This window comes from Jiangella alkaliphila, assembly GCF_900105925.1.
GTDB classification, from domain to species: domain Bacteria; phylum Actinomycetota; class Actinomycetes; order Jiangellales; family Jiangellaceae; genus Jiangella; species Jiangella alkaliphila.
Window position 1 is genome coordinate 5,186,866 of the sequence record NZ_LT629791.1, and the last position, 18,413, is coordinate 5,205,278.

The following is an 18,413-nucleotide window of genomic DNA, read 5'->3' on the forward strand; positions in this document are numbered from 1 at the left end:
GTGTCAACGAGGGTGATGGATTGGTCGGGCTGACAGGATTTGAACCTGCGACCCCCTGACCCCCAGTCAGGTGCGCTACCAAGCTGCGCCACAGCCCGTGGCTGCCCCATCCACGAGCGCGGCGGAGCGATGAACAGTGTACCGCCTCCGCGGCACCGCTCCGGACACCGGCCGAAGGGGTGACTTGAGCGCCAACAGTTGGCGCTCAAGTCACCCCTTCAGCACGAGAAGGGCCGACCAGACCCGCGGCCAAATCGCTCAGGGACGAGGCCGGCGGCTGTCGTAGTCGGAGCGGTAGAGCTGGGCCCGCACGTCCCCGTGCTGCACCGCCCAGATCTCGGCCGCCAAGACCGCCGCCAGGACCAACACCGCCACGACCACCACGACACCCATGATCAACCCACCGCCCAACCAACAAGACCAATATTCCAACACCTCCCACCAAACACCAGTCCACTCTTCTCAACAAGATGCCAATTGTGAAAGACTGGACTGATGAACGGCGCGAGACTCGGACCGAAGGACCTGCGGACGCTGCTCGGCGAGTGGGAGACCGACGGGCAGAGCGCCTATCACGCGCTGGCCGACCGCATCCGGCTGCTGATCATCGACGGGCGGATACCGACGCGGACGCGGCTGCCGGCCGAGCGGGAGCTGGCGGACGAGCTCGAACGCAGCCGGACGACCATCGTGTCGGCGTATCGGGAGCTGAAGGACACCGGCCACCTGGTCAGCCAGCGCGGCTCCGGCAGCGTCGCCGCGTTGCCGCACGCGCACGAGCGGCCCGGCCCGCTACCTCAGCCGGCCGTCGTCGACTTCTCGAGGGCGGCGCCGGCGGCGATCGGCGGGCTGGAGACGGTGATCCAGCGGGCCACCGCGGACCTCTCGCAGGTGCTGAGCAAGAGCGGCTTCGACCTCATCGGCAGCCTCCCGCTGCGCGAGCGGATCGCCGACCACTACTCCAGGCGCGGGCTGCCGACGCACCCCGGCCAGGTGATGATCACGCTGGGGGCGCAGCACGCGATCGCGCTGCTCGGGCGGACGTTGGTGCGGCGGGCCGACCGGGTGCTGGTCGAGTCGCCGACGTACCCGCACGCGCTGGACGCGTTCCGGATGAACGGCGGGCGGCTGGTCACCGTGCCGGTCACCGCCGGCGGGTGGGACGGGGAACGGTTGCGCGACGCGTTCGAACGGGCCCGGCCGGCGCTGGCCTACCTCATCCCCGACTTCCAGAACCCGACCGGCGCGTCGATGCCCCCGCGGGAAAGGGACGACGTCATCCGCGACGCGCGCCGCGCGGGCACCGTCCTGGTCATCGACGAGACGACGGCCGACCTGGACATCGACCGCGGCTGGACGGACGTGCCGTTCGCCGCGCGGGCGGACGGCCACCGCACCGTCACCATCGGCTCTCTCGGCAAGAGCGTGTGGGGCGGCCTGCGCATCGGCTGGATCAGGGCCGACGACGACGTCATCGGCGCGCTGCACGCGGCGCGGGCGGCCGGCGACCTCGGGACGCCTGAGTTGGAGCAGTTGGTCGCGGCCGAGGTCTTCGACGACTACGACGCGCTGGTGCAGCGGCGGACGGCGCAGCTGCGGCACCACCGCGACGTGCTGGTGCGGGAGCTGAACGAGCGGCTGCCGCACTGGGACGTGCCGGTGCCGGACGGCGGCGCGTCGCTGTGGGTGGGTCTCGGCGCGCCGATCAGCTCCGCACTCGCGCTGTTCGGCCTGACCAGGGGCGTCAGCATCATCGCCGGCCCGAAGTTCGGTATCGACGGGGCGTTCGAGCGGTTCGTCCGTCTCCCGTTCACCGGCCGCGTGGACGAGCTCACGCGCGGCGTCCACCTGCTGGAGGACACCGCGCGCTCGCTGCCTGCGCTCCCGGCCGGACGCACACCGCACCTGGCCGAGGTCGTCTGAGCACTCACTCCCAGCGGAACACCCGCGCGGCGATGCCGCCGGCGACCACCGTCATGACCGCCAGCGCGATCAGGTTCGTCCCGTCGGGCCAGGCGCCGTTCCACGCGTCCTGCAGCGCCTCCATGCCCGCACCCAGCGGCGACACGTCGCGGACCGGCCGCGCCCAGGACGGCATCAGGTCGCCCGGCGTCCAGACGCCGGCGAAGAACATGCTCGGGAAGAACAGCAGCATGCCGATCGACGTCGCCGCCTTGCCGGTCGGCGCCAGCGCCGCGACCAGCAGGCCGACGGCGAACAGCGCCGTCGCCGTCAGCACGAACGCGACGAGGAAGCCGCCGACGTTCGACGGGGTGCCCAGGTCGAAGGCGAGCGCCCCGAGCAGCACGACCATGACCGCCGCCGCCAGCAGCGCCGCCAGGTTGACCAGCAGCTGCGCGGCCAGGACGTTCCCGGGGTGGACCGGCGTCACGGACATCCGGCGCAGGATCCCCTTCTCGCGGTAGGTCGCGAGCACCGTCGGCAGGACGCTGAGGCCGAGCAGCGCCGCCGATAGCGCCAGCGCCATGACCGGCAGGAACGCCTCGGTGATGCCGACCTCGGGGTCGTCCTCCCCTAGCCCGATCGAGCCGAACACGACCATCAGGCCGATCGGCAGCGCGAACGTCATGATGGCGGACGTCGTGTCGCGGAGGAACAGCTTGGACTCGACCGTGGTGATCTTGGTCAGGGTGGACATGGAAGTCTCCTCTCTGGTCGCGGGACGGCGTCAGCCGACGGGCTCGGGCTGGAACGAGCGGCCGGTCATCGCGACGAACGCGTCCTCGAGACTGGCCTGGTCCATGCGCAGCTCGGCGGCGACGACGTCGTGCGCGGCCAGCGTGGTGATGACGGTGTAGGGCAGGTTGCCGGTGCCGCTGACGACGTAGTGGGCGCCGTCGCGGCGGACGCCGGTGACGTCGGGCAGCGCGGTGAGGACGGTCTCGTCCAGCGGCGACGACGGGCGGAACCGCAGCGTCTGCTCCGACGAGACCCGCGCGACCAGCCCGGCCGGGCTGTCGATGGCCGCGACCCGGCCGCCGTCGATCAGCGCGAGCCGGTCGCACAGCCGCTCGGCCTCGTCCATGAAGTGCGTGACGAGGATGATCGTGACGCCGCGCGCCCGCACCTGCTCGATCAGCTGCCAGGTGTCGCGCCGCGCCTGCGGGTCCAGGCCGGTGGTGAGCTCGTCGAGCACGGCGATGCGCGGGTTGCCCACGAGCGCCAGGGCGATCGACAGCCGCTGCTTCTGCCCGCCGGACAGCTTCTCGAACCGCGTGCCGGCCTTGTCGGTGAGGCCGAGGTCGGCGAGCAGCTCGGCCGGGTCGGCCGGCGACGGGTAGAACGACGCGTAGAGGTCGAGCGCCTCGGCGGCGGTGATGTTCTCGGGCAGCTCGCTCTCCTGGAGCTGCGCGCCGAGCACCTGACGCACGTCGGCACGGTCGCGGACCGGATCCATGCCCAGCACGCTGACGCTGCCGCCGTCGGGCCGCCGCAGTCCTTCGATGCACTCGACGGTGGTGGTCTTGCCGGCGCCGTTGGGGCCGAGGATCCCGAAGATCTCGCCCTCCTCGACCGCGAACGAGACGTCGTCGACGGCGACGGTGGAGCCGTAGACCTTGTGCAGATGGGTCACTTCGATGATCGGCATGGTGTGCCGTCCTTCCGGAGCTCAGGGGCGAGGGGTGAGAGGTCAGGACTTCTGCGGCCGGAGGTCGATGGTGCGGACGAACCGCTGCATGCCCGCGAGGGTGAGGGCGACGACGGCGAGCGCGGCCGGCACGCCGGCGGCGGTGGGCAGCGGCTCGATGTTCAGGGCGTCGAGGGCGCTGCCGGCCCAGCCGACGGCCATGATCGCCTCGACGGCGAGCAGCGGGAGCAGCAGCAGCGGGAGGGCCAGCGTCGGGCCGAGCCAGCCCCACTTGTAGTACGCCGAGCCGATCAGCCAGCCGGCGGCCACGTTGGCGGCGACGATGATCCACACCTCGGGGAGGATGATCCAGAACTGGTAGCCCTGGTCGAACAGGTGCGGTGTCGTGAACTCCGGCACCTGGTCGACCAGCCGGTACAGGCCGTACTCGATGAGGTAGCCGACGGCCTCGAGCAGCGCCATGAGCCCGGACAGCGCGAGGACGACGCCCGCGCCGGCCCAGCCGAAGCTGCGCCGCGTCACGCCGGAGGCGATGGCCACCGGCAGGTAGGCCGCGGTGATCATGATGCCCATCGAGAGCGGGAAGTACCGCGTCGCGTACTGGGAGTTCTCCCAGATGCTCTCGCTGGTGCCGCCGGTGGCGAAGCTGACGATCACGCCGATGACCAGGAAGATCACCGCGACGGTCGCGACGAACCACGCGATGCTCAGCGAGAAGCCGGTCGAGAGGTCCAGGAACGATGCCCGCGCACGGCGGTACGTGAGGGCGGCGGCGCTCATGCCTGGTTTCCCTTCGTGAGGTGGACGAACAGGTCCTGCAGGGCGACCGGCGACAGCTCCAGGCCCCAGTCCGCGGCGACGGCGCGCGCGTCGGGGTCGATGTCGCCGTAGACGGTGACGGACTTCGTGCCGCCGAGGCGCTGCTCGCCGAGGATCGTCATGCCGGTGGTGAAGTCGTCGACGGCCGTGGCCGGGCCGACGACGGCGGCGCCGCGCAGACGCAGCGACTCGGTGTCGTCGTGGGCGACCAACCGGCCGCCGTCGATGATGACGACCTGCTCGAACAGCCGCGCGACCTCCTCGATGAGGTGCGTCGACAGGATGATCGTGCGCGGGTTCTCCATGTAGTCCTCGAGCAGGACGTCGTAGAACGCGTACCGCGACGGTGCGTCCATGCCGAGGTAGGACTCGTCGAGCATGGTCAGCGGCGCGCGTGAGGCCAGCCCGACGGTGATGCCGAGGGCCGACTTCTGGCCGCGCGACAGCTTGGCGACGCCGCGGTTCGCCGGCACCTGGAACAGGTCGAGCAGCCGCTGGGCGAGCTCGTCGTCCCAGTTCGGGCGGAACCGGCGCGAGCGGCGCAGGATCCCCTTGACGCTGTCGCCGTCGATGACGATGTCGCCGCTCTCGCGGATCAGGCAGATGTCCTGGGTGAGCCGCTCGTTCTCGAACGGGCTCTCGCCGTCGACGAGGATGGTCCCCTCGGCGACCCGGCGGTACGCCGCGATCAGCGACAGCAGCGTGGTCTTGCCCGACCCGTTGCGGCCGAGCAGCCCGTAGATCTTGCCGCCCTCGAGCTTCAGCGTGAGGTCGTCGATCGCCGTGACGCCCGGGTAGCGGACGGTCAGGTTCTGGATGTCGATGCCGAACGTCATGCCGACTCACGACCCTTCAGCGACTGGATGCGGGCGACGACGTCGTCGAGCGGGATGCCGATGACCCGGGCCTCGGCGACCATCGGCTCGACGACCGCGGCGAAGAACCGCTCGCGACGCTGGGCCAGCAGCGCGTCGCGGGCGTCGGGGCTGACGAACATGCCGATGCCCCGCCGCTTGTAGAGGACGCCCTCGTCCACCAGCTGCTGGAACCCCTTGGCGGCGGTCGCCGGGTTGATGCGGTAGTACGCGGCGTACTGGTTGGTGGACATCACCTGCTCGTCAGCTCCCAACTCTCCGCTGAGGATGTCGTTCTTGATGGCTTCCGCGATCTGGTGGTAGATCGGGCTCCGGTCGTCGAACATGCGCACCCCCTCGGTTCTTAGGTTCTTTACTTGACTAATGAACCGTAACACCGCAGAACCAACGAACGCAAGCAGTAGTCTTGTCACTTCACCAGCCGGCCACTCCCCTGCGGGCCGGCCTCCCGGCGCTGACGAAGACCCCCGGGGGGCTCCAGCGGGCCGGCCTGGTGACGACGTCGAAGCAGGGCCGGCAGCGGTACTGCGCGCTGACGGCCGCGCCGATGCGCGACGCCGCCGCCTGGCTCGCGGAGTACGGCGCCTACTGGGACGAGCGGCTCGACGCCCTGACGGACTATCTGAAGGAGAACCCGTGATGACGCCCCTGACGCTGCAGCTCAAGCGGCACGTGCCGGCCGGCCGCGAGCGCGTGTGGCAGGCCTGGACCGACCCCGCCGAATTGGCCCGCTGGTACTGGCCGGCCTCGTTCGCGACGGAGTGCAGCGTCGACCTGCGCGTCGGCGGCCGTTTCCGCATCGCGTCAGCCTCTGCCGGCATGGCCGTCAGCGGCGAGTTCGCCGCCGTCGAGCCGCCCGGCCGGCTCGTCCACACGTGGCAGTGGGACGGCGAGGACCTGGAGACGCTGGTGACGGTGGAGTTCCTGGCCCGCGCCGACGGCGGCACGGACGTCGTCGTCACCCACGAGCGGTTCACCGACGCCGGCGACAGCGCCAACCACGCGCAGGGCTGGCACGACTGCCTCGCCCGGCTGATCGCCTACGACTTCTCCGCCTGACCGCCCCAGGCGATGTTGATCTTGGAGTAACCGCGGTATTCATCGGACATTTCGGGCCGGAACTCCGCAGCTACTCCAAGATCAACGTGGAGAGGCTGGGGTCAGATGGCGCTGCCGAAGGTGGCGTGCGGGGACTCCTTGATGACCGGGGCCCGCTCGCCAGCCCAGTCGGCCTCGCGGATGACCTTCATCGCCGCCTTGCGGGACTCGCGGTCGAGCTTGTCGATGAAGAGGATGCCGTCGAGGTGATCGGTCTCGTGCTGGATGGCCCGGGCCAGCCGCTCCGACCCCTCGATGGCGACCGGCTCGCCGTACATGTCGAAGCCGTGCGCGACGACGCGCAGGGCGCGGCGGCAGTCGTACTCGAGGCCGGGCAGCGAGAGACAGCCCTCGGGGCCGAACTGCTCCTCCTCGGACAGCTCCAGCGACGGGTTGATCAGGTGACCGACGACGTCGTCGATGTCGTAGGTGAAGACGCGGAGCGAGACGCCGATCTGCGGAGCGGCCAGGCCGGCGCCGGGCGCGGCCTGCATGGTGTCGACGAGGTCGGTGACGAGCTGCTGCAGCTCACGGTCGAAGTCGACCACTGGTTCGGCCTTGGTGCGCAGCACCGGGTCGCCGAACAGCCGGATCGGTCGGACGGCCATCTCTTACTCCTCGGACGGACGATCAGGTGACGGATCAGCCGGCACCAGGCCCAGCTGCGACAGCTCGTCGCGCAGCCGGTCCGGGCCGGTGAAGTGCAGGCTGGTCATGCCCAGCTCGGCGGCGGCGTCGACGTTGCGCGCGCTGTCGTCGATGTAGACGGTCGACGACGCGTCGAGGGCGTAGCGGTCCAGCAGCAACCGGAAGATCCGATGGTCGGGCTTGACCAGACGCTCCGTGCCGGACACCACGATGCCCTCGAACCAGGACAGCCACTCGAACCGCTCGACGGCCAGCGGGAACTTCTCCGCCGACCAGTTGGTCAGCGCGTAGAGGCCGACCTCGCCGCCGTCGCGCAGCTCGCGCAGCAGCTCGACGCTGTCGTCGATGGGCCCGCCGATGGTCTCGATCCAGCGGGTGTCGTACGCCTCGATCAGCTCGGCGTGCTCGGGGTGCTCCGCCGAGAGGGTGGCGACGGCGTCGGCCCAGGTGCGCCCGGCGTCCTGCTCGGCGTTCCACGACGGCGTCGCGACGTCGGACAGGAACCGCTCCACGTCGGCGTCGGACGGCAGCAGCGTGCGGTAGAGGTAGCGCGGGTCCCAGTCGACCAGCACTCCCCCGAGGTCGAAGACGACGGTCTGCGGTGCGCTCATACGTTGAAACCGAGCGCGCGCAGCTGCTCCCGCCCCTCGTCGGTGATCTTGTCCGGGCCCCACGGCGGCATCCACACCCAGTTGATGCGCAGCTCCGCGACCAGCCCGTCGGTGGCCGCGTTGGCCTGCTCCTCGATGAGGTCGGTGAGCGGGCAGGCGGCGCTGGTGAGCGTCATGTCGACGGTGGCGACGTTCTGCTCGTCGACGGTGACGCCGTAGATCAGGCCGAGGTCGACGACGTTGATGCCCAGCTCGGGGTCGACGACGTCGCGGAGGGCCTCCCTGAGGTCCTCGAGGTCGACGGTGGTGGTCATCGGGTCTCCTCCTCGATAGGCCCGGCACCGGAGAGGGCGCGGGCGGTCGCGTCCTTGAACGCCATCCAGCTCAGCAGCGCGCACTTGACCCGGGCGGGGTACTTGGCGACGCCGGCGAAGGCGATGCCGTCGCCGAGCACGTCCTCGTCCGGCTCGACGCGGCCGCGGCCCTGCATGAGCTCGGTGAACACCCGCTCGGTCGCGAACGCGTCGTCGACGGTGGAGCCGGTGAGCAGCTCGTGCAGGACGCTCGCCGACGCCTGGCTGATCGAGCAGCCCTGGCCGTCGTACGAGACGTCGGTGATCTTCTCGCCGTCGAGCGCGACCCGGACGGTGATCTCGTCGCCGCACGTGGGGTTGACGTGGTGCGCCTCGCCGCCGAACGGCTCGCGCAGCCCGCGCCCGTGCGGGTGCTTGTAGTGGTCCAGGATGATCTCCTGGTACAGGCTGTCGCTCACCCGAAGAACCTCTTCACCTGCTGGAGACCGCCGGCGAGCGCGTCGATCTCGTCGAACGTCGTGTACAGGTAGAACGACGCCCGGGTGGTCGCGGGTATTCCGTACCGGACGCAGACCGGCCGGGCGCAGTGGTGCCCGACGCGCACCGCGACGCCCTGTTCGTCGAGGAGCTGGCCGACGTCGTGCGGGTGGACGCCGTCGACGACGAACGAGACGGTTCCGCCGCGGCTCTGCGTCGAGTTCGGGCCGATGATGCGGACGTCGTCGATGGCGTTGAGCTGCTCCAGCGCGTACGCCGTCAGCGCCTGCTCGTGCTCGTGGATGCGGTCGAGGCCGATGCCGGTGAGGTAGTCGACCGCCGCGCCCAGGCCGATGGCCTGCGCGATCGGCGGCGTGCCGGCCTCGAACTTGTGCGGGATGCCGGCGAACGTCGAGTCGGTCATCTCGACGGTCTCGATCATCTCGCCGCCGCCGAGGAACGGCGGCAGCGCGTCGAGCACGTCGCGGCGGCCCCACAGCACGCCGATGCCGGTCGGGCCGACCATCTTGTGGCCGGTGAACGCGAGCAGGTCGACGCCCAGCTCGTTGACGTCGATGGGCTGGTGCGGCACCGACTGCGAGCCGTCCAGCAGCACCAGCGCGCCGACCTCGCGGGCGCGGGCGACGACGGTGGCGACGTCGTTGACGGTGCCCAGGCTGTTCGACTGGTGCACCAGCGAGACGATCTTCGTCCGCTCGTTGATCAGCTCGCCGATGGTCGAGAGGTCCAGCCGGCCGTCGTCGGTGAGCCCGAACCAGCGGAACGCCGCGCCCGTCCGCTTGGCGGCCAGCTGCCACGGCACGATGTTGGAGTGGTGCTCCATCTCGGTGACGACGATCTCGTCGCCGGGCCCCAGGCGGTACCGGGGGTCGTCGGCCAGGCCGCTGGCCAGCGTGTGCGCGACCAGATTGAGCGCCTCGGAGGCGTTCTTGGTGAAGATGATCTCGTCGCGGCTGGGCGCCTTGATCAGCGCGGCCAGCTTGTCGCGGGCGCCCTCGTAGGCCGCCGTCGACTCCTCGCCGAGCTGGTGCACCGCACGCGCCACGTTGGCGTTGTGCTGCGTGTAGTGCTCGGCGAGGGCGTCGAGGACGGCCGTCGGCTTCTGCGAGGTGTTCGCGGAGTCGAGGTAGACCAGCGGGTGGTCACCGGCGAGCCGCCGTTCGAGGATCGGGAAGTCCTTGCGGACCCGATCCACGTCCAGCGGGCTGTGCGGTGCGCTCACGATGGCTCCTCTGTGGTCGCGCGGTCGAGCGGGGGTCAGGCCGGGGTGCCGACGTAGTCGACGTAGCCCTTCTCCTCCAGCTTCTCCGCCAGCTCCGAGCCGCCCTCCTCGGCGATGCGGCCGGCGACGAAGACGTGCACGAAGTCGGGCTTGATGTAGCGCAGGATGCGCGTGTAGTGCGTGATCAGCAGGACGCCCTTGTCGCCCGACGCCGAGAAGCGGTTGACGCCGTCGGACACGACCCGCAGCGCGTCGATGTCGAGGCCGGAGTCGGTCTCGTCGAGCACGGCGAAGGTCGGCTTCAACAGCTCCAGCTGCAGGATCTCGTGCCGCTTCTTCTCACCGCCGGAGAAGCCGGTGTTGAGGTCGCGCTCGGCGAAGTCGTCGGAGATGGCCAGCTGGTCCATGGCCTGCTTGACGTCCTTCACCCAGGTGCGCAGCTTCGGCGCCTCGCCGTCGACGGCGGTCTTGGCGGTGCGCAGGAAGTTCGACACCGACACGCCCGGCACCTCGACCGGGTACTGCATGGCCAGGAACAGGCCCGCGCGAGCCCGCGCGTCGACCGTCATGGCCAGCACGTCCTCGCCGTCGAGCAGCACCTCGCCGCTGGTGACGGTGTACTTCGGGTGCCCGGCCAGGGAGTACGCCAGGGTCGACTTGCCGGAGCCGTTCGGGCCCATGATGGCGTGCGTCTCGCCGCTGCGGACGGTGAGGTCGACGCCGCGCAGGATCTCCTTGGGGCCGGCCTCGGTCTCGACCGAGACGTGCAGGTCGCGGATCTCCAGGGTGCTCATTCTCGATGCCTCTCGGGTGTTCTCGGTGGTCAGTGCGTCGTCGACGTGGCGGCCGGCAGGCCCTCGCCCAGCGCCAGTTCGCGCTCGACGGTGGCGCTCAGCCGCTCGGCGATCTCCGGTACGCCGATCTTGTTGATCAGCTCGGTGAAGAAGCCGCGCACGACCAGCCGGCGGGCCTCGTCGGCCGGGATGCCCCGGGCCATCAGGTAGAACAGCTGCTCGTCGTCGAACCGGCCGGTGGCGCTGGCGTGTCCGGCGCCCACGATCTCGCCGGTCTCGATCTCGAGGTTCGGGACGGAGTCGGCGCGGGCGCCGTCGGTGAGCACCAGGTTGCGGTTGAGCTCGTAGGTGCTGATGCCCTCGGCCGCGGGCCGGATGAGCACGTTGCCGATCCACACCGTGTGCGCCTTCTTGCCCTGCAGCGCGCCCTTGTAGAGCACGTTGCTGCGGCAGTTGGGCTGGTTGTGGTCGACGAACAGGCGCTTCTCGAGGTGCTGGCCGCTGTCGGCGAAGTACAGGCCGAGCAGTTCGGCGTCGCCGCCGGGGGCCGCGTAGTCGAGGGTGACCGACGTACGCACGAGATCGCCGCCGAAGCTGACGACGGCGTGCTTGACGACGGCGTCGCGGCCCACGCTGACGTGGTGGTGCGACAGGTGGACGGAGTCGTCGGCCCAGTCCTGCAGGCTGACCACGGTGAGCCGGGCGCCGTCGTGGGTGACGATCTCGACGTTCTCAACAAATGCAGCCGAAGCCTCATATTCGAGGACGACGACGGACTGGCTGAACCGCTCGGCCGTGATGACGACGTGGCCGGCGGCCGCCTTCTCCGCACTCAGGCCGCGCAGGCGGACGATCGTCGGCTTCTCGGCGACGACGTCTGCCGGGACGGTGATGGCCAGCACCTTGTCGGCCTCGGCCCAGGCGCGGGCGCTCGCGCGGTCGTTCGGCACGTAGCCGGACGAGCCGCGCCGCGGGTCCGTCGCCTCGACCGTCTCGACGACCACCTGGGGGTCGGCGTCGACGCTGACCTCGTAGTCGTGGCCGTCGAGCGGGGCGTCGTCGTGCAGGCCGCGCAGCCGCGCCATGGGCGTGAAGCGCCACTCCTCTTCGCGCCCGCGCGGCACCACGTGCGCGTCGACGTCGAACGACGCGACGGTGTCGAAGGCGCTGCCGCCGTGGTCGGGCGCGCCCGCGCCGTGCGAGTGCTCGGTGAGGCCGTGCTGGGCCTGAGCGGTGTCCGTGCTCATCTGCTCTCTCTCGTGGGTGGTCGGTCCGCGGGTGGTCGGGGCGGTGGCGTCAGCCGACCGCGCCCTCCATCTGCAGCTCGATCAGCCGGTTCAGCTCCAGCGCGTACTCCATGGGCAGCTCGCGCGCGATGGGCTCGATGAAGCCGCGGACGATCATCGCCATGGCCTCCTCCTCGGTCAGGCCCCGGCTCATCAGATAGAAGAGCTGGTCCTCGCTGACCTTGGAGACGGTGGCCTCGTGGCCCATGGAGACGTCGTCGTTGCGGATGTCGACGTACGGGTAGGTGTCCGACCGCGAGATGGTGTCGACCAGCAGCGCGTCGCAGCGCACCGTGCTGGCGCTGTGACTGGCGCGCGGCATGACCTGCACCAGGCCGCGGTAGGACGTCCGGCCGCCGCCGCGGGCGACCGACTTCGACACGATGGAGCTCGACGTGTTCGGCGCGAGGTGCACCATCTTCGACCCGGAGTCCTGGTGCTGGCCCTCGCCGGCGAACGCCAGCGACAGCGTCTCGCCCTTGGCGTGCTCGCCCATCAGGTAGATGGCCGGGTACTTCATGGTGATCTTCGAGCCGATGTTGCCGTCGATCCACTCCATGGTGGCGCCCTCGGCGGCCGTGGCGCGCTTCGTCACCAGGTTGTACACGTTGTTCGACCAGTTCTGGATGGTCGTGTAGCGGACCCGGGCGCCCTTCTTCACCACGATCTCGACGACCGCGCTGTGCAGCGAGTCGGACGTGTAGATGGGGGCCGTGCAGCCCTCGACGTAGTGGACGTAGGAGTCCTCGTCGGCGATGATCAGCGTCCGCTCGAACTGGCCCATGTTCTCGGTGTTGATGCGGAAGTAGGCCTGCAGCGGGATCTCGACGTGGACGCCCTTCGGCACGTAGATGAAGCTGCCGCCGGACCACACCGCCGTGTTCAGCGCGGAGAACTTGTTGTCGCCGGCCGGGATGACCGAGGCGAAGTACTCCTTGAACAGCTCGGGGTGCTCCTTGAGGCCGGTGTCGGTGTCGAGGAAGATGACGCCCTGCTCCTCGAGGTCCTCGCGGATCTTGTGGTAGACGACCTCGGACTCGTACTGCGCCGCGACGCCGGCGACGAGGCGCTGCTTCTCGGCCTCGGGGATGCCGAGCCGGTCGTAGGTGTTCTTGATGTCGTCGGGCAGCTCGTCCCACGACGCCGCCTGCTTCTCCGTCGACCGGACGAAGTACTTGATGTTGTCGAAGTCGATGGTCGACAGGTCGGCGCCCCATGTGGGGACCGGCTTCTTGTCGTACAGGCGCAGCGCCTTGAGCCGCGTCTCGAGCATCCACTCGGGCTCGTTCTTGAGCGCGGAGATCTCGCGGACCACGTTCTCGTTCAGCCCGCGCTTGGCGGCGGCGCCGGCCTTGTCGCTGTCGGCCCAGCCGTATTCGTAACGACCCAGGCCCTCGAGCTCGGGGTGAGCGGTGGTGGTCATATCTGGGAGATCCTCTCCGTCTTTCCTGTGGATTCCGTGGCGCTGCTTTCCGTGGCGTTGCCGCCCCGGGGGATGTGCGTCGTGCAGACCCCTTCGCCATGCGCGATGGTGGCGATGCGCTGGACGTGGGTGTCGAGCAGCCGGGCGAACGCCTCAGTCTCGGCCTCGCACAACTGCGGGAACTGCTCGGCGACGTGCGCCACCGGGCAGTGGTGCTGGCACAACTGCTCGCCGGTGACCGGCGAGGCCTGGGCCGACGCGGCGTACCCGTCGGCGCTGAGGGCGTCGGCGAGCGCGGCCGCGCGCTGCTCCGGAGGTACCGCTTCGATGATAGGCCGGTACCGCTCCTCGAGGTCGGCGATACGCCGACGAGCGAACTCGGCAACGAGGTGCTCTCCCCCGGTCTCGGCGAGGAACCTCAGCGCGCCGACCGCGAGGTCGTCGTAGGCCTGCTCGAACGCGTCGCGACCGGCGTTCGTCAGCACGAAGACCTTGGCCGGGCGGCCGCGGCCGCGGTGGCCGTAGACTCGCTCTTCGCGGGACTCGATGACGCCGTCGCCCAGCAGGGTGTCGAGGTGGCGCCGCACGGCCGCCGGGGTCAGGCCCAGGCGCTCGCCCAGCGCCGCCGCCGTCGACGGGCCGTTCTCGAGGATGGAACGGGCGACCCGTTCGCGGGTGCGCGCGTGCGCATCCTGGACGCCGGGCTCCTCGCCCGGTGCCCGTGTGGCGTCGCGCACGTATTTCACAACACCATCGTGCTCTTTTTCATGGCCGGTCACAACCTCCTCGTCGTGCGATGCATCACGCAGGTCAGCCTTACCTTTGTCGTGAGGGCCGCCCTGACCGGGCCGTGATCGTCCAGCGTGGCCGTGCGACACTCGCGTGATGAGCGCAGCGCCGGCCGTCGAGATCACCTCTCTGGTCAAGCGCTACGACGCCGTCACCGCCGTCGACGGGCTCTCGCTGCGGGTCGCAGCCGGCACGATCACCGCCGTCCTCGGCCCGAACGGCGCCGGCAAGACGACGACGCTGGAGGTCTGCGAGGGCTTCCGCCGCCCCGACGCCGGCACCGTGCGCGTGCTGGGCCTCGATCCCTGGCGCGACGGTGCCGAGCTGCGGCCGCGGGTGGGCGTCATGCTGCAGGAGGGCGCCGGCTTCTACCCGGGCGCGCGGCCGGAGGAGCTGCTGACGCACCTGGCGCGGCTGCACGCCACGCCGCTGGATGTGCCGATGCTGATGGTGCGGCTGGGGCTGGACAGGCTGGGCGGGAAAGATCGCGAGGGCCGGCGCGGCCGGGGCGGGACGCCGCTGCGGCGGCTGTCCGGTGGCGAGCGGCAGCGGGTCGCACTGGCGGCGGCGCTGGTCGGGCGGCCGGAGCTGGTGTTCCTCGACGAGCCGACCGCCGGCCTGGACCCCCAGGGCCGCCGCGACACCTGGCAGCTGCTGGACGAGCTGCGGGCCGCCGGGGTCACCGTCGTGCTGACGACGCACCTCATCGACGAGGCCGAGCGGCTCGCCGACCACGTCGTCATCATCGACGCCGGGCGGGTGCTGACCGAGGGGACGCCGCAGGAGCTGATCAGCGGCGTCTCCGACGACGTCATCCGCTTCGGCGGACCGCCCCGCCTGGACGTCGGGTCGCTGCTGGCGGCGCTGCCCGACAACGCCGTGGTGCGCGAGGTCGCGCCGGGCAGCTACGAGGTCACGGCGACCGTGGACCCGCGGCTCCTGGCGACGCTGACGTCCTGGTGCGCGGCGAACGACATCCTGGCCGAGGGCCTGCAGGTCGGGCACCGGTCGCTGGAGGACGTGTACCTCGAGCTGATCGGGGCCGGAAGGACCGCGCCGTGACCGGAACGCCGTCCGCCGGCCAGCCGCCGGACTCGCCGTCCGACGACGCGGCGTCCGCGCGGCCGTCCCTGTTCACTCCGGCCCCCAGGGCTGCGCCGGTCGGCCGGATGCTGCTGGCGCAGACGCGGTTCGAGATCCGGCTGCTGCTGCGCAACGGCGAGCAGCTCCTCCTGACCGCCGCGATCCCGGTCGTCCTGTTGTGGCTGCTGACGGCCGCCCCGGTGTTCGACACCGGCTCCTACGAGCGGGTCGACTTCCTCGTGCCCGGGATCCTGGCGCTGTGCGTGATGTCGACCGCGTTCACGTCGCTGGCGATCGCGACCGGGTACGAGCGCCGCTACGGCGCGCTGAAACGCCTGGCCGCGTCGCCGCTCCCCCGCTGGACGTTGCTGCTGGCCAAGGCGCTGACGGTGCTGGTGGTCGAGGCCCTGCAGGTCGTGGTGGTCTGCGGACTCGGGCTGGCCCTGGGCTGGCGACCGTCGGGATCGCCGCTGGCCGTGGTCGTGCTGCTGGTCGCCGGCACCCTGGCGTTCGCCGGACTGGGCCTGCTGATGGCCGGCACCCTCCGCGCCGAGGCGACGCTGGCGGCGGCCAACCTCGTCTATCTGTTGCTACTGGTCCTGGGTGGCGTGGTGATCCCGCTGTCCGGCTTCCCGTCCGGCGTGCGGACGGTCCTCGAGCTGACGCCGACGGGCGCGCTGGCGGATGGGCTGCGCTCCGTCCTGGCCGATGGGGCCGGCCTGCCGTGGGCGCCGGTCGCCGTTCTCGCGGTCTGGGCCGTGGCCGGCCTCGCCGCGGCGGCCCGCTGGTTCCGCTGGGAGTGACCGCGTCCGTCGCCGGTGCCGCGGTGACGGGTGGATCGGTGGCGTCCCAGCGCCACCAGACCGCCCGCCATCGATCTGGTCGGCGGGCATGCACCGAGATGGTTGCCGGCGGGCTTGTCGTTGCGGATAGCCAGGCGCTCGGACGACGTGAGTTTGCTGCGAGCACCGTGTGAGTTCACGGTCGTCAGAGCCACAGCGGTCTCACCCCACTGCGCCACTGCTCTCACACCTTTGCGCCCACGATTCGTCTGGCCGGCTCGGCCGCTCACCCACACACCCAGCATCCTGAACCCCAGAGAACAAGATCCGTCAGAACCGCTCTAGCCCTCCAGAGCCGCCGGTGTGCGGTCGGGCGGCGGCAGCGCGTCGGTGACGAGGAACGGGGCGAGCAGGCCGGGGACCGCCTCGGCGCCGAACTCGAGGACCTCGTGCTCGTCGGCGTCGATGACGGAGTACTGACGGGCGCCGGCCGCCGTCGTGGCCGTGAGGGTCATGAGGCCGGCCCGGCGCTGGAACACCGACTGGCTCACCCGCCAGCCGATGATGCCCTGCCGCTGCAGGTACACCGTCGCGCGGCGGACGCTCCCCTTGCGGGCCACGAGGTACGCGTCGTCGAGGTCGTGGCCGAGCGAGCGGTAGGCGTCGTGGGCCAGCACGACCAGCGCGACGCACAGGGCGGCGGCGAGCACCGTCAGCACGACCGCCCAGAAGGTGCGCACCGGCGAGCCGAACGACAGCCAGGCGATGACCGCCGCCAGCACGACGTCGGCGGCCAATGCCCAGCGCAGCCGCCGGGTCCGCGCCGCCGCGGGGTGCGGCCGCAACCGGCCGCCGGGGCGGATGCCGGCGACCGCGGCCGCGACCGACGCCGCCACCGTCATCGGCGCCGCCGGCAGCAGCGTCGACGCCTCGGACTTCGCGTCGGTGCGTAGGCCCGTCGTGACGACGTCGACGCGGGCGGCGCCGGCGGAGCGGACGCCGAGCGGCTCGACGATCTCGACGCCGCGGACGCGCTGCTCCTCGATGCTGACCGACCTGGTGGTCAGCAGGCCGCGCCGCACCCGGAGCGTCCCGCCGGGCTCGCGCTCGAGGCGGTAGTTCCACCACGACTCGAGGGTGAGTGCCAGGATCGCGACCATGCCGGCCAGCACGAACGCGGCGGCGAACAGCAGCAGCGTCTGCGTGGCGCCGAGGCGTTCGACGGCGTCGCGGGTGAAGTCGACCGGCAGGCTCTCGCGGCCGAACCAGTCGAACACCTGGAACAACCCGCCGACGGCGACGCCGGCCAGCGCGAACGTCCAGAACGAGAGCGGCGCGAACCGCAGCCAGGCGGGGTCCCAGCGGGCCAGCACCCGCACCCCCGGATCGGCGCCGTCGCCGGAGGCCACCGGACGGTCGAGCAGGAGCGCCCGCAGCCGCTCGCCCTCGTCGCGGCCCACGGGATCGAGTACCAGCGTCTGCTTCGGCTGTCCCGGACCGCCGGCCTCGACGGCCTCGCCGGTGCCGATGCTGACCTTCACCAGCCCGAACGCCCGCTGGACCGGGTCGGCGGAGAGGTCGACGGTGCGGATGCGCTCGCGGGCGAGCGAGCGTTTCGTGGTGAAGATCAGGCCCTTGTGCAGCTCCATGCGCTTCGGCGTGACCCGGTATCGGCTGTGCCGCCACCGGACGTAGTCGGCGACGGCCGACCCGGCGACCAGCAGGACGATCCCCGGGACGACGAACGCGAGGGCGATGCCGTACGACGTGCCGGAGCCGATGCCCAGCGTCGTGGGCACGGCGCCGGCCACCGCGAGGCCGAGGACCCAGATGGCGGTGACCTTGACCGTGTCGCGATGCAGCGCCAGCCAGGCCGGCCCCTCGTCAGCGGTGTGGGCAGGGGCGGCGGCGGGAGCGGCGCCGGGGGCGGGTGTGGAGGCGGCGCCGGAGTCGCTCACGTGGCGTCTCCCGGCGTGTCGTGGGTGATGCGGGTGAGCTCCTCGGCGAGATCGGCGGCCTGCTCGTGGTCGAGGCCCTCGATCTTCACCGCCCCCGCGGAGGACGCCGTCGTCACCGTCACCGTCGACAGGCCGAAGGCGCGCTGCAGCGGCCCTCGCGCGGTGTCGACGGTCTGGATGCGCGACATCGGCGCCACCCGCCAGACCTGCCACAGCACTCCGCCGCGGGTGTAGACGGCCTGGTCGGTGACCTCCCAGCGATGGATGCGGAACCACCAGGGCGGCAGCAGCACGACCGCCAGCAGCCCGAGGACCACGACCACCGCCGCCGGGACTAGGAACCACGGCCGAGCCGGCGCGATGAGCAGGCCGAGGATCAGCAGGGGCACCACCACGATGGCGGTCAGCACCCCCAGCTGGGCCCGCCACCAGCCCTGCACGCGCTGGTCCAGCCAGTTCCTGGGCGGTCGCAGCCGAGTGCCGCCGCTCATGTCCGTTGCCTCCCGCAGATCGTCGCAGCGAACGGGACCGGCGCCGGAGCCCGCCGGTGTGCCCACGGCGGCTCTCGCGGCGATCAGGACCGGCCCGCAGTCGCACGTTATC

The 18,413-nt window shown here is 71.1% G+C and carries 22 protein-coding genes and 1 tRNA gene; 5 read left to right on the plus strand and 18 right to left on the minus strand.

The window, feature by feature from the left end:
- Window positions 1-21: 21 nt before the first annotated feature.
- Window positions 22-98, minus strand: a tRNA-Pro gene (locus BLV05_RS23810).
- Between the two features lie 160 nt (window positions 99-258).
- Window positions 259-393, minus strand: a complete 135-nt coding sequence (locus tag BLV05_RS38250) for a hypothetical protein (RefSeq protein ID WP_267884922.1) — start codon at window positions 391-393, stop codon at window positions 259-261.
- 102 nt (window positions 394-495) lie between these two features.
- Between BLV05_RS38250 and yczR the strand changes: the two genes are divergently transcribed.
- Complete coding sequence (gene yczR, locus BLV05_RS23815) at window positions 496-1,923, plus strand: MocR-like transcription factor YczR (protein WP_046772488.1); 1,428 nt, start codon at window positions 496-498, stop codon at window positions 1,921-1,923.
- Between the two features lie 4 nt (window positions 1,924-1,927).
- On the opposite strand, the gene BLV05_RS23820 is transcribed toward yczR, so the two are convergent.
- From BLV05_RS23820 to BLV05_RS23840, 5 genes are read right to left on the minus strand one after another with little or no spacing between them, the layout of a single operon-like run.
- Window positions 1,928-2,659, minus strand: a complete 732-nt coding sequence (locus tag BLV05_RS23820; RefSeq protein ID WP_046772489.1) for an ABC transporter permease — start codon at window positions 2,657-2,659, stop codon at window positions 1,928-1,930.
- A 30-nt stretch (window positions 2,660-2,689) separates the two neighbouring features.
- Window positions 2,690-3,610, minus strand: a complete 921-nt coding sequence (locus BLV05_RS23825; protein ID WP_046772490.1) for an ABC transporter ATP-binding protein — start codon at window positions 3,608-3,610, stop codon at window positions 2,690-2,692.
- 42 nt (window positions 3,611-3,652) lie between these two features.
- A complete protein-coding gene (locus BLV05_RS23830) occupies window positions 3,653-4,390 on the minus strand; it encodes a hypothetical protein (RefSeq protein WP_046772491.1) in 738 nt (245 codons plus the stop codon).
- Entirely contained in the window at window positions 4,387-5,265 is an 879-nt protein-coding gene (locus BLV05_RS23835; protein WP_046772492.1) for an ATP-binding cassette domain-containing protein, read from the minus strand. The genes BLV05_RS23830 and BLV05_RS23835 overlap by 4 nt, the downstream gene beginning before the upstream one ends.
- Entirely contained in the window at window positions 5,262-5,630 is a 369-nt protein-coding gene (locus BLV05_RS23840; RefSeq protein ID WP_046772493.1) for a GntR family transcriptional regulator, read from the minus strand. The genes BLV05_RS23835 and BLV05_RS23840 overlap by 4 nt, the downstream gene beginning before the upstream one ends.
- A gap of 80 nt (window positions 5,631-5,710) precedes the next feature.
- On the opposite strand from BLV05_RS23840, the gene BLV05_RS36660 reads away from it, so the two are divergent.
- Complete coding sequence (locus tag BLV05_RS36660; RefSeq protein WP_160312834.1) at window positions 5,711-5,944, plus strand: ArsR/SmtB family transcription factor; 234 nt, start codon at window positions 5,711-5,713, stop codon at window positions 5,942-5,944.
- A complete protein-coding gene (locus BLV05_RS36665; protein WP_046772494.1) occupies window positions 5,944-6,363 on the plus strand; it encodes an SRPBCC family protein in 420 nt (139 codons plus the stop codon). Before BLV05_RS36660 ends, BLV05_RS36665 begins: the two co-directional genes overlap by 1 nt.
- A 101-nt stretch (window positions 6,364-6,464) precedes the next feature.
- Here the strand turns inward: BLV05_RS36665 and def are convergent, their stop codons facing one another.
- Genes def through BLV05_RS23890 form a run of 9 tightly spaced genes read right to left on the minus strand, consistent with a single transcriptional unit; the run spans window position 6,465 to window position 13,944 of the window.
- Window positions 6,465-7,010: a peptide deformylase gene (def, locus tag BLV05_RS23850; RefSeq protein WP_046772495.1), complete on the minus strand. Its 546-nt coding sequence runs from the start codon at window positions 7,008-7,010 to the stop codon at window positions 6,465-6,467.
- Between the two features lie 3 nt (window positions 7,011-7,013).
- Window positions 7,014-7,661 carry an HAD family hydrolase gene (locus BLV05_RS23855; protein WP_046772496.1) on the minus strand — a complete coding sequence of 216 codons (648 nt, stop codon included), beginning with the start codon at window positions 7,659-7,661 and terminating at the stop codon, window positions 7,014-7,016.
- Window positions 7,658-7,975, minus strand: a complete 318-nt coding sequence (locus BLV05_RS23860; protein ID WP_046772497.1) for a metal-sulfur cluster assembly factor — start codon at window positions 7,973-7,975, stop codon at window positions 7,658-7,660. Before BLV05_RS23860 ends, BLV05_RS23855 begins: the two co-directional genes overlap by 4 nt.
- Window positions 7,972-8,433, minus strand: coding sequence for a Fe-S cluster assembly sulfur transfer protein SufU (gene sufU, locus BLV05_RS23865; protein WP_046772498.1), 462 nt, complete (start codon window positions 8,431-8,433; stop codon window positions 7,972-7,974). The genes BLV05_RS23860 and sufU overlap by 4 nt, the downstream gene beginning before the upstream one ends.
- A complete protein-coding gene (locus tag BLV05_RS23870; protein ID WP_046772499.1) occupies window positions 8,430-9,695 on the minus strand; it encodes a cysteine desulfurase in 1,266 nt (421 codons plus the stop codon). Before BLV05_RS23870 ends, sufU begins: the two co-directional genes overlap by 4 nt.
- A gap of 35 nt (window positions 9,696-9,730) precedes the next feature.
- Window positions 9,731-10,489 (minus strand): Fe-S cluster assembly ATPase SufC, encoded by a 759-nt coding sequence (sufC, locus tag BLV05_RS23875; RefSeq protein WP_046772500.1) that lies wholly within the window; start codon window positions 10,487-10,489, stop codon window positions 9,731-9,733.
- A 29-nt stretch (window positions 10,490-10,518) separates the two neighbouring features.
- Window positions 10,519-11,736: a Fe-S cluster assembly protein SufD gene (gene sufD / locus BLV05_RS23880; protein WP_046772501.1), complete on the minus strand. Its 1,218-nt coding sequence runs from the start codon at window positions 11,734-11,736 to the stop codon at window positions 10,519-10,521.
- A gap of 49 nt (window positions 11,737-11,785) precedes the next feature.
- The gene (gene sufB, locus BLV05_RS23885) at window positions 11,786-13,198 is read right to left on the minus strand and encodes a Fe-S cluster assembly protein SufB (protein ID WP_046772502.1); all 1,413 of its coding nucleotides are present in this window, start codon (window positions 13,196-13,198) and stop codon (window positions 11,786-11,788) included.
- Window positions 13,195-13,944, minus strand: a complete 750-nt coding sequence (locus BLV05_RS23890; RefSeq protein ID WP_152691096.1) for a helix-turn-helix transcriptional regulator — start codon at window positions 13,942-13,944, stop codon at window positions 13,195-13,197. Before BLV05_RS23890 ends, sufB begins: the two co-directional genes overlap by 4 nt.
- 139 nt (window positions 13,945-14,083) lie before the next feature.
- Here BLV05_RS23890 and BLV05_RS23895 point away from each other — a divergent pair, with 139 nt between their 5' ends.
- On the plus strand, window positions 14,084-15,049 hold the full coding sequence (locus BLV05_RS23895) for an ABC transporter ATP-binding protein (protein WP_046772503.1): 966 nt from the start codon (window positions 14,084-14,086) through the stop codon (window positions 15,047-15,049).
- Window positions 15,050-15,156: 107 nt separating this feature from the next.
- Window positions 15,157-15,873, plus strand: coding sequence for an ABC transporter permease (locus BLV05_RS23900; RefSeq protein WP_046772531.1), 717 nt, complete (start codon window positions 15,157-15,159; stop codon window positions 15,871-15,873).
- 320 nt (window positions 15,874-16,193) lie between these two features.
- Here BLV05_RS23900 and BLV05_RS23905 read toward each other — a convergent pair whose 3' ends face one another.
- Together BLV05_RS23905 and BLV05_RS23910 are read right to left on the minus strand one after the other, a co-directional pair.
- On the minus strand, window positions 16,194-17,810 hold the full coding sequence (locus BLV05_RS23905) for a PH domain-containing protein (RefSeq protein ID WP_197683287.1): 1,617 nt from the start codon (window positions 17,808-17,810) through the stop codon (window positions 16,194-16,196).
- Window positions 17,807-18,301 (minus strand): PH domain-containing protein, encoded by a 495-nt coding sequence (locus BLV05_RS23910; RefSeq protein ID WP_046772504.1) that lies wholly within the window; start codon window positions 18,299-18,301, stop codon window positions 17,807-17,809. The genes BLV05_RS23905 and BLV05_RS23910 overlap by 4 nt, the downstream gene beginning before the upstream one ends.
- Between the last annotated feature and the right edge of the window lie 112 nt (window positions 18,302-18,413).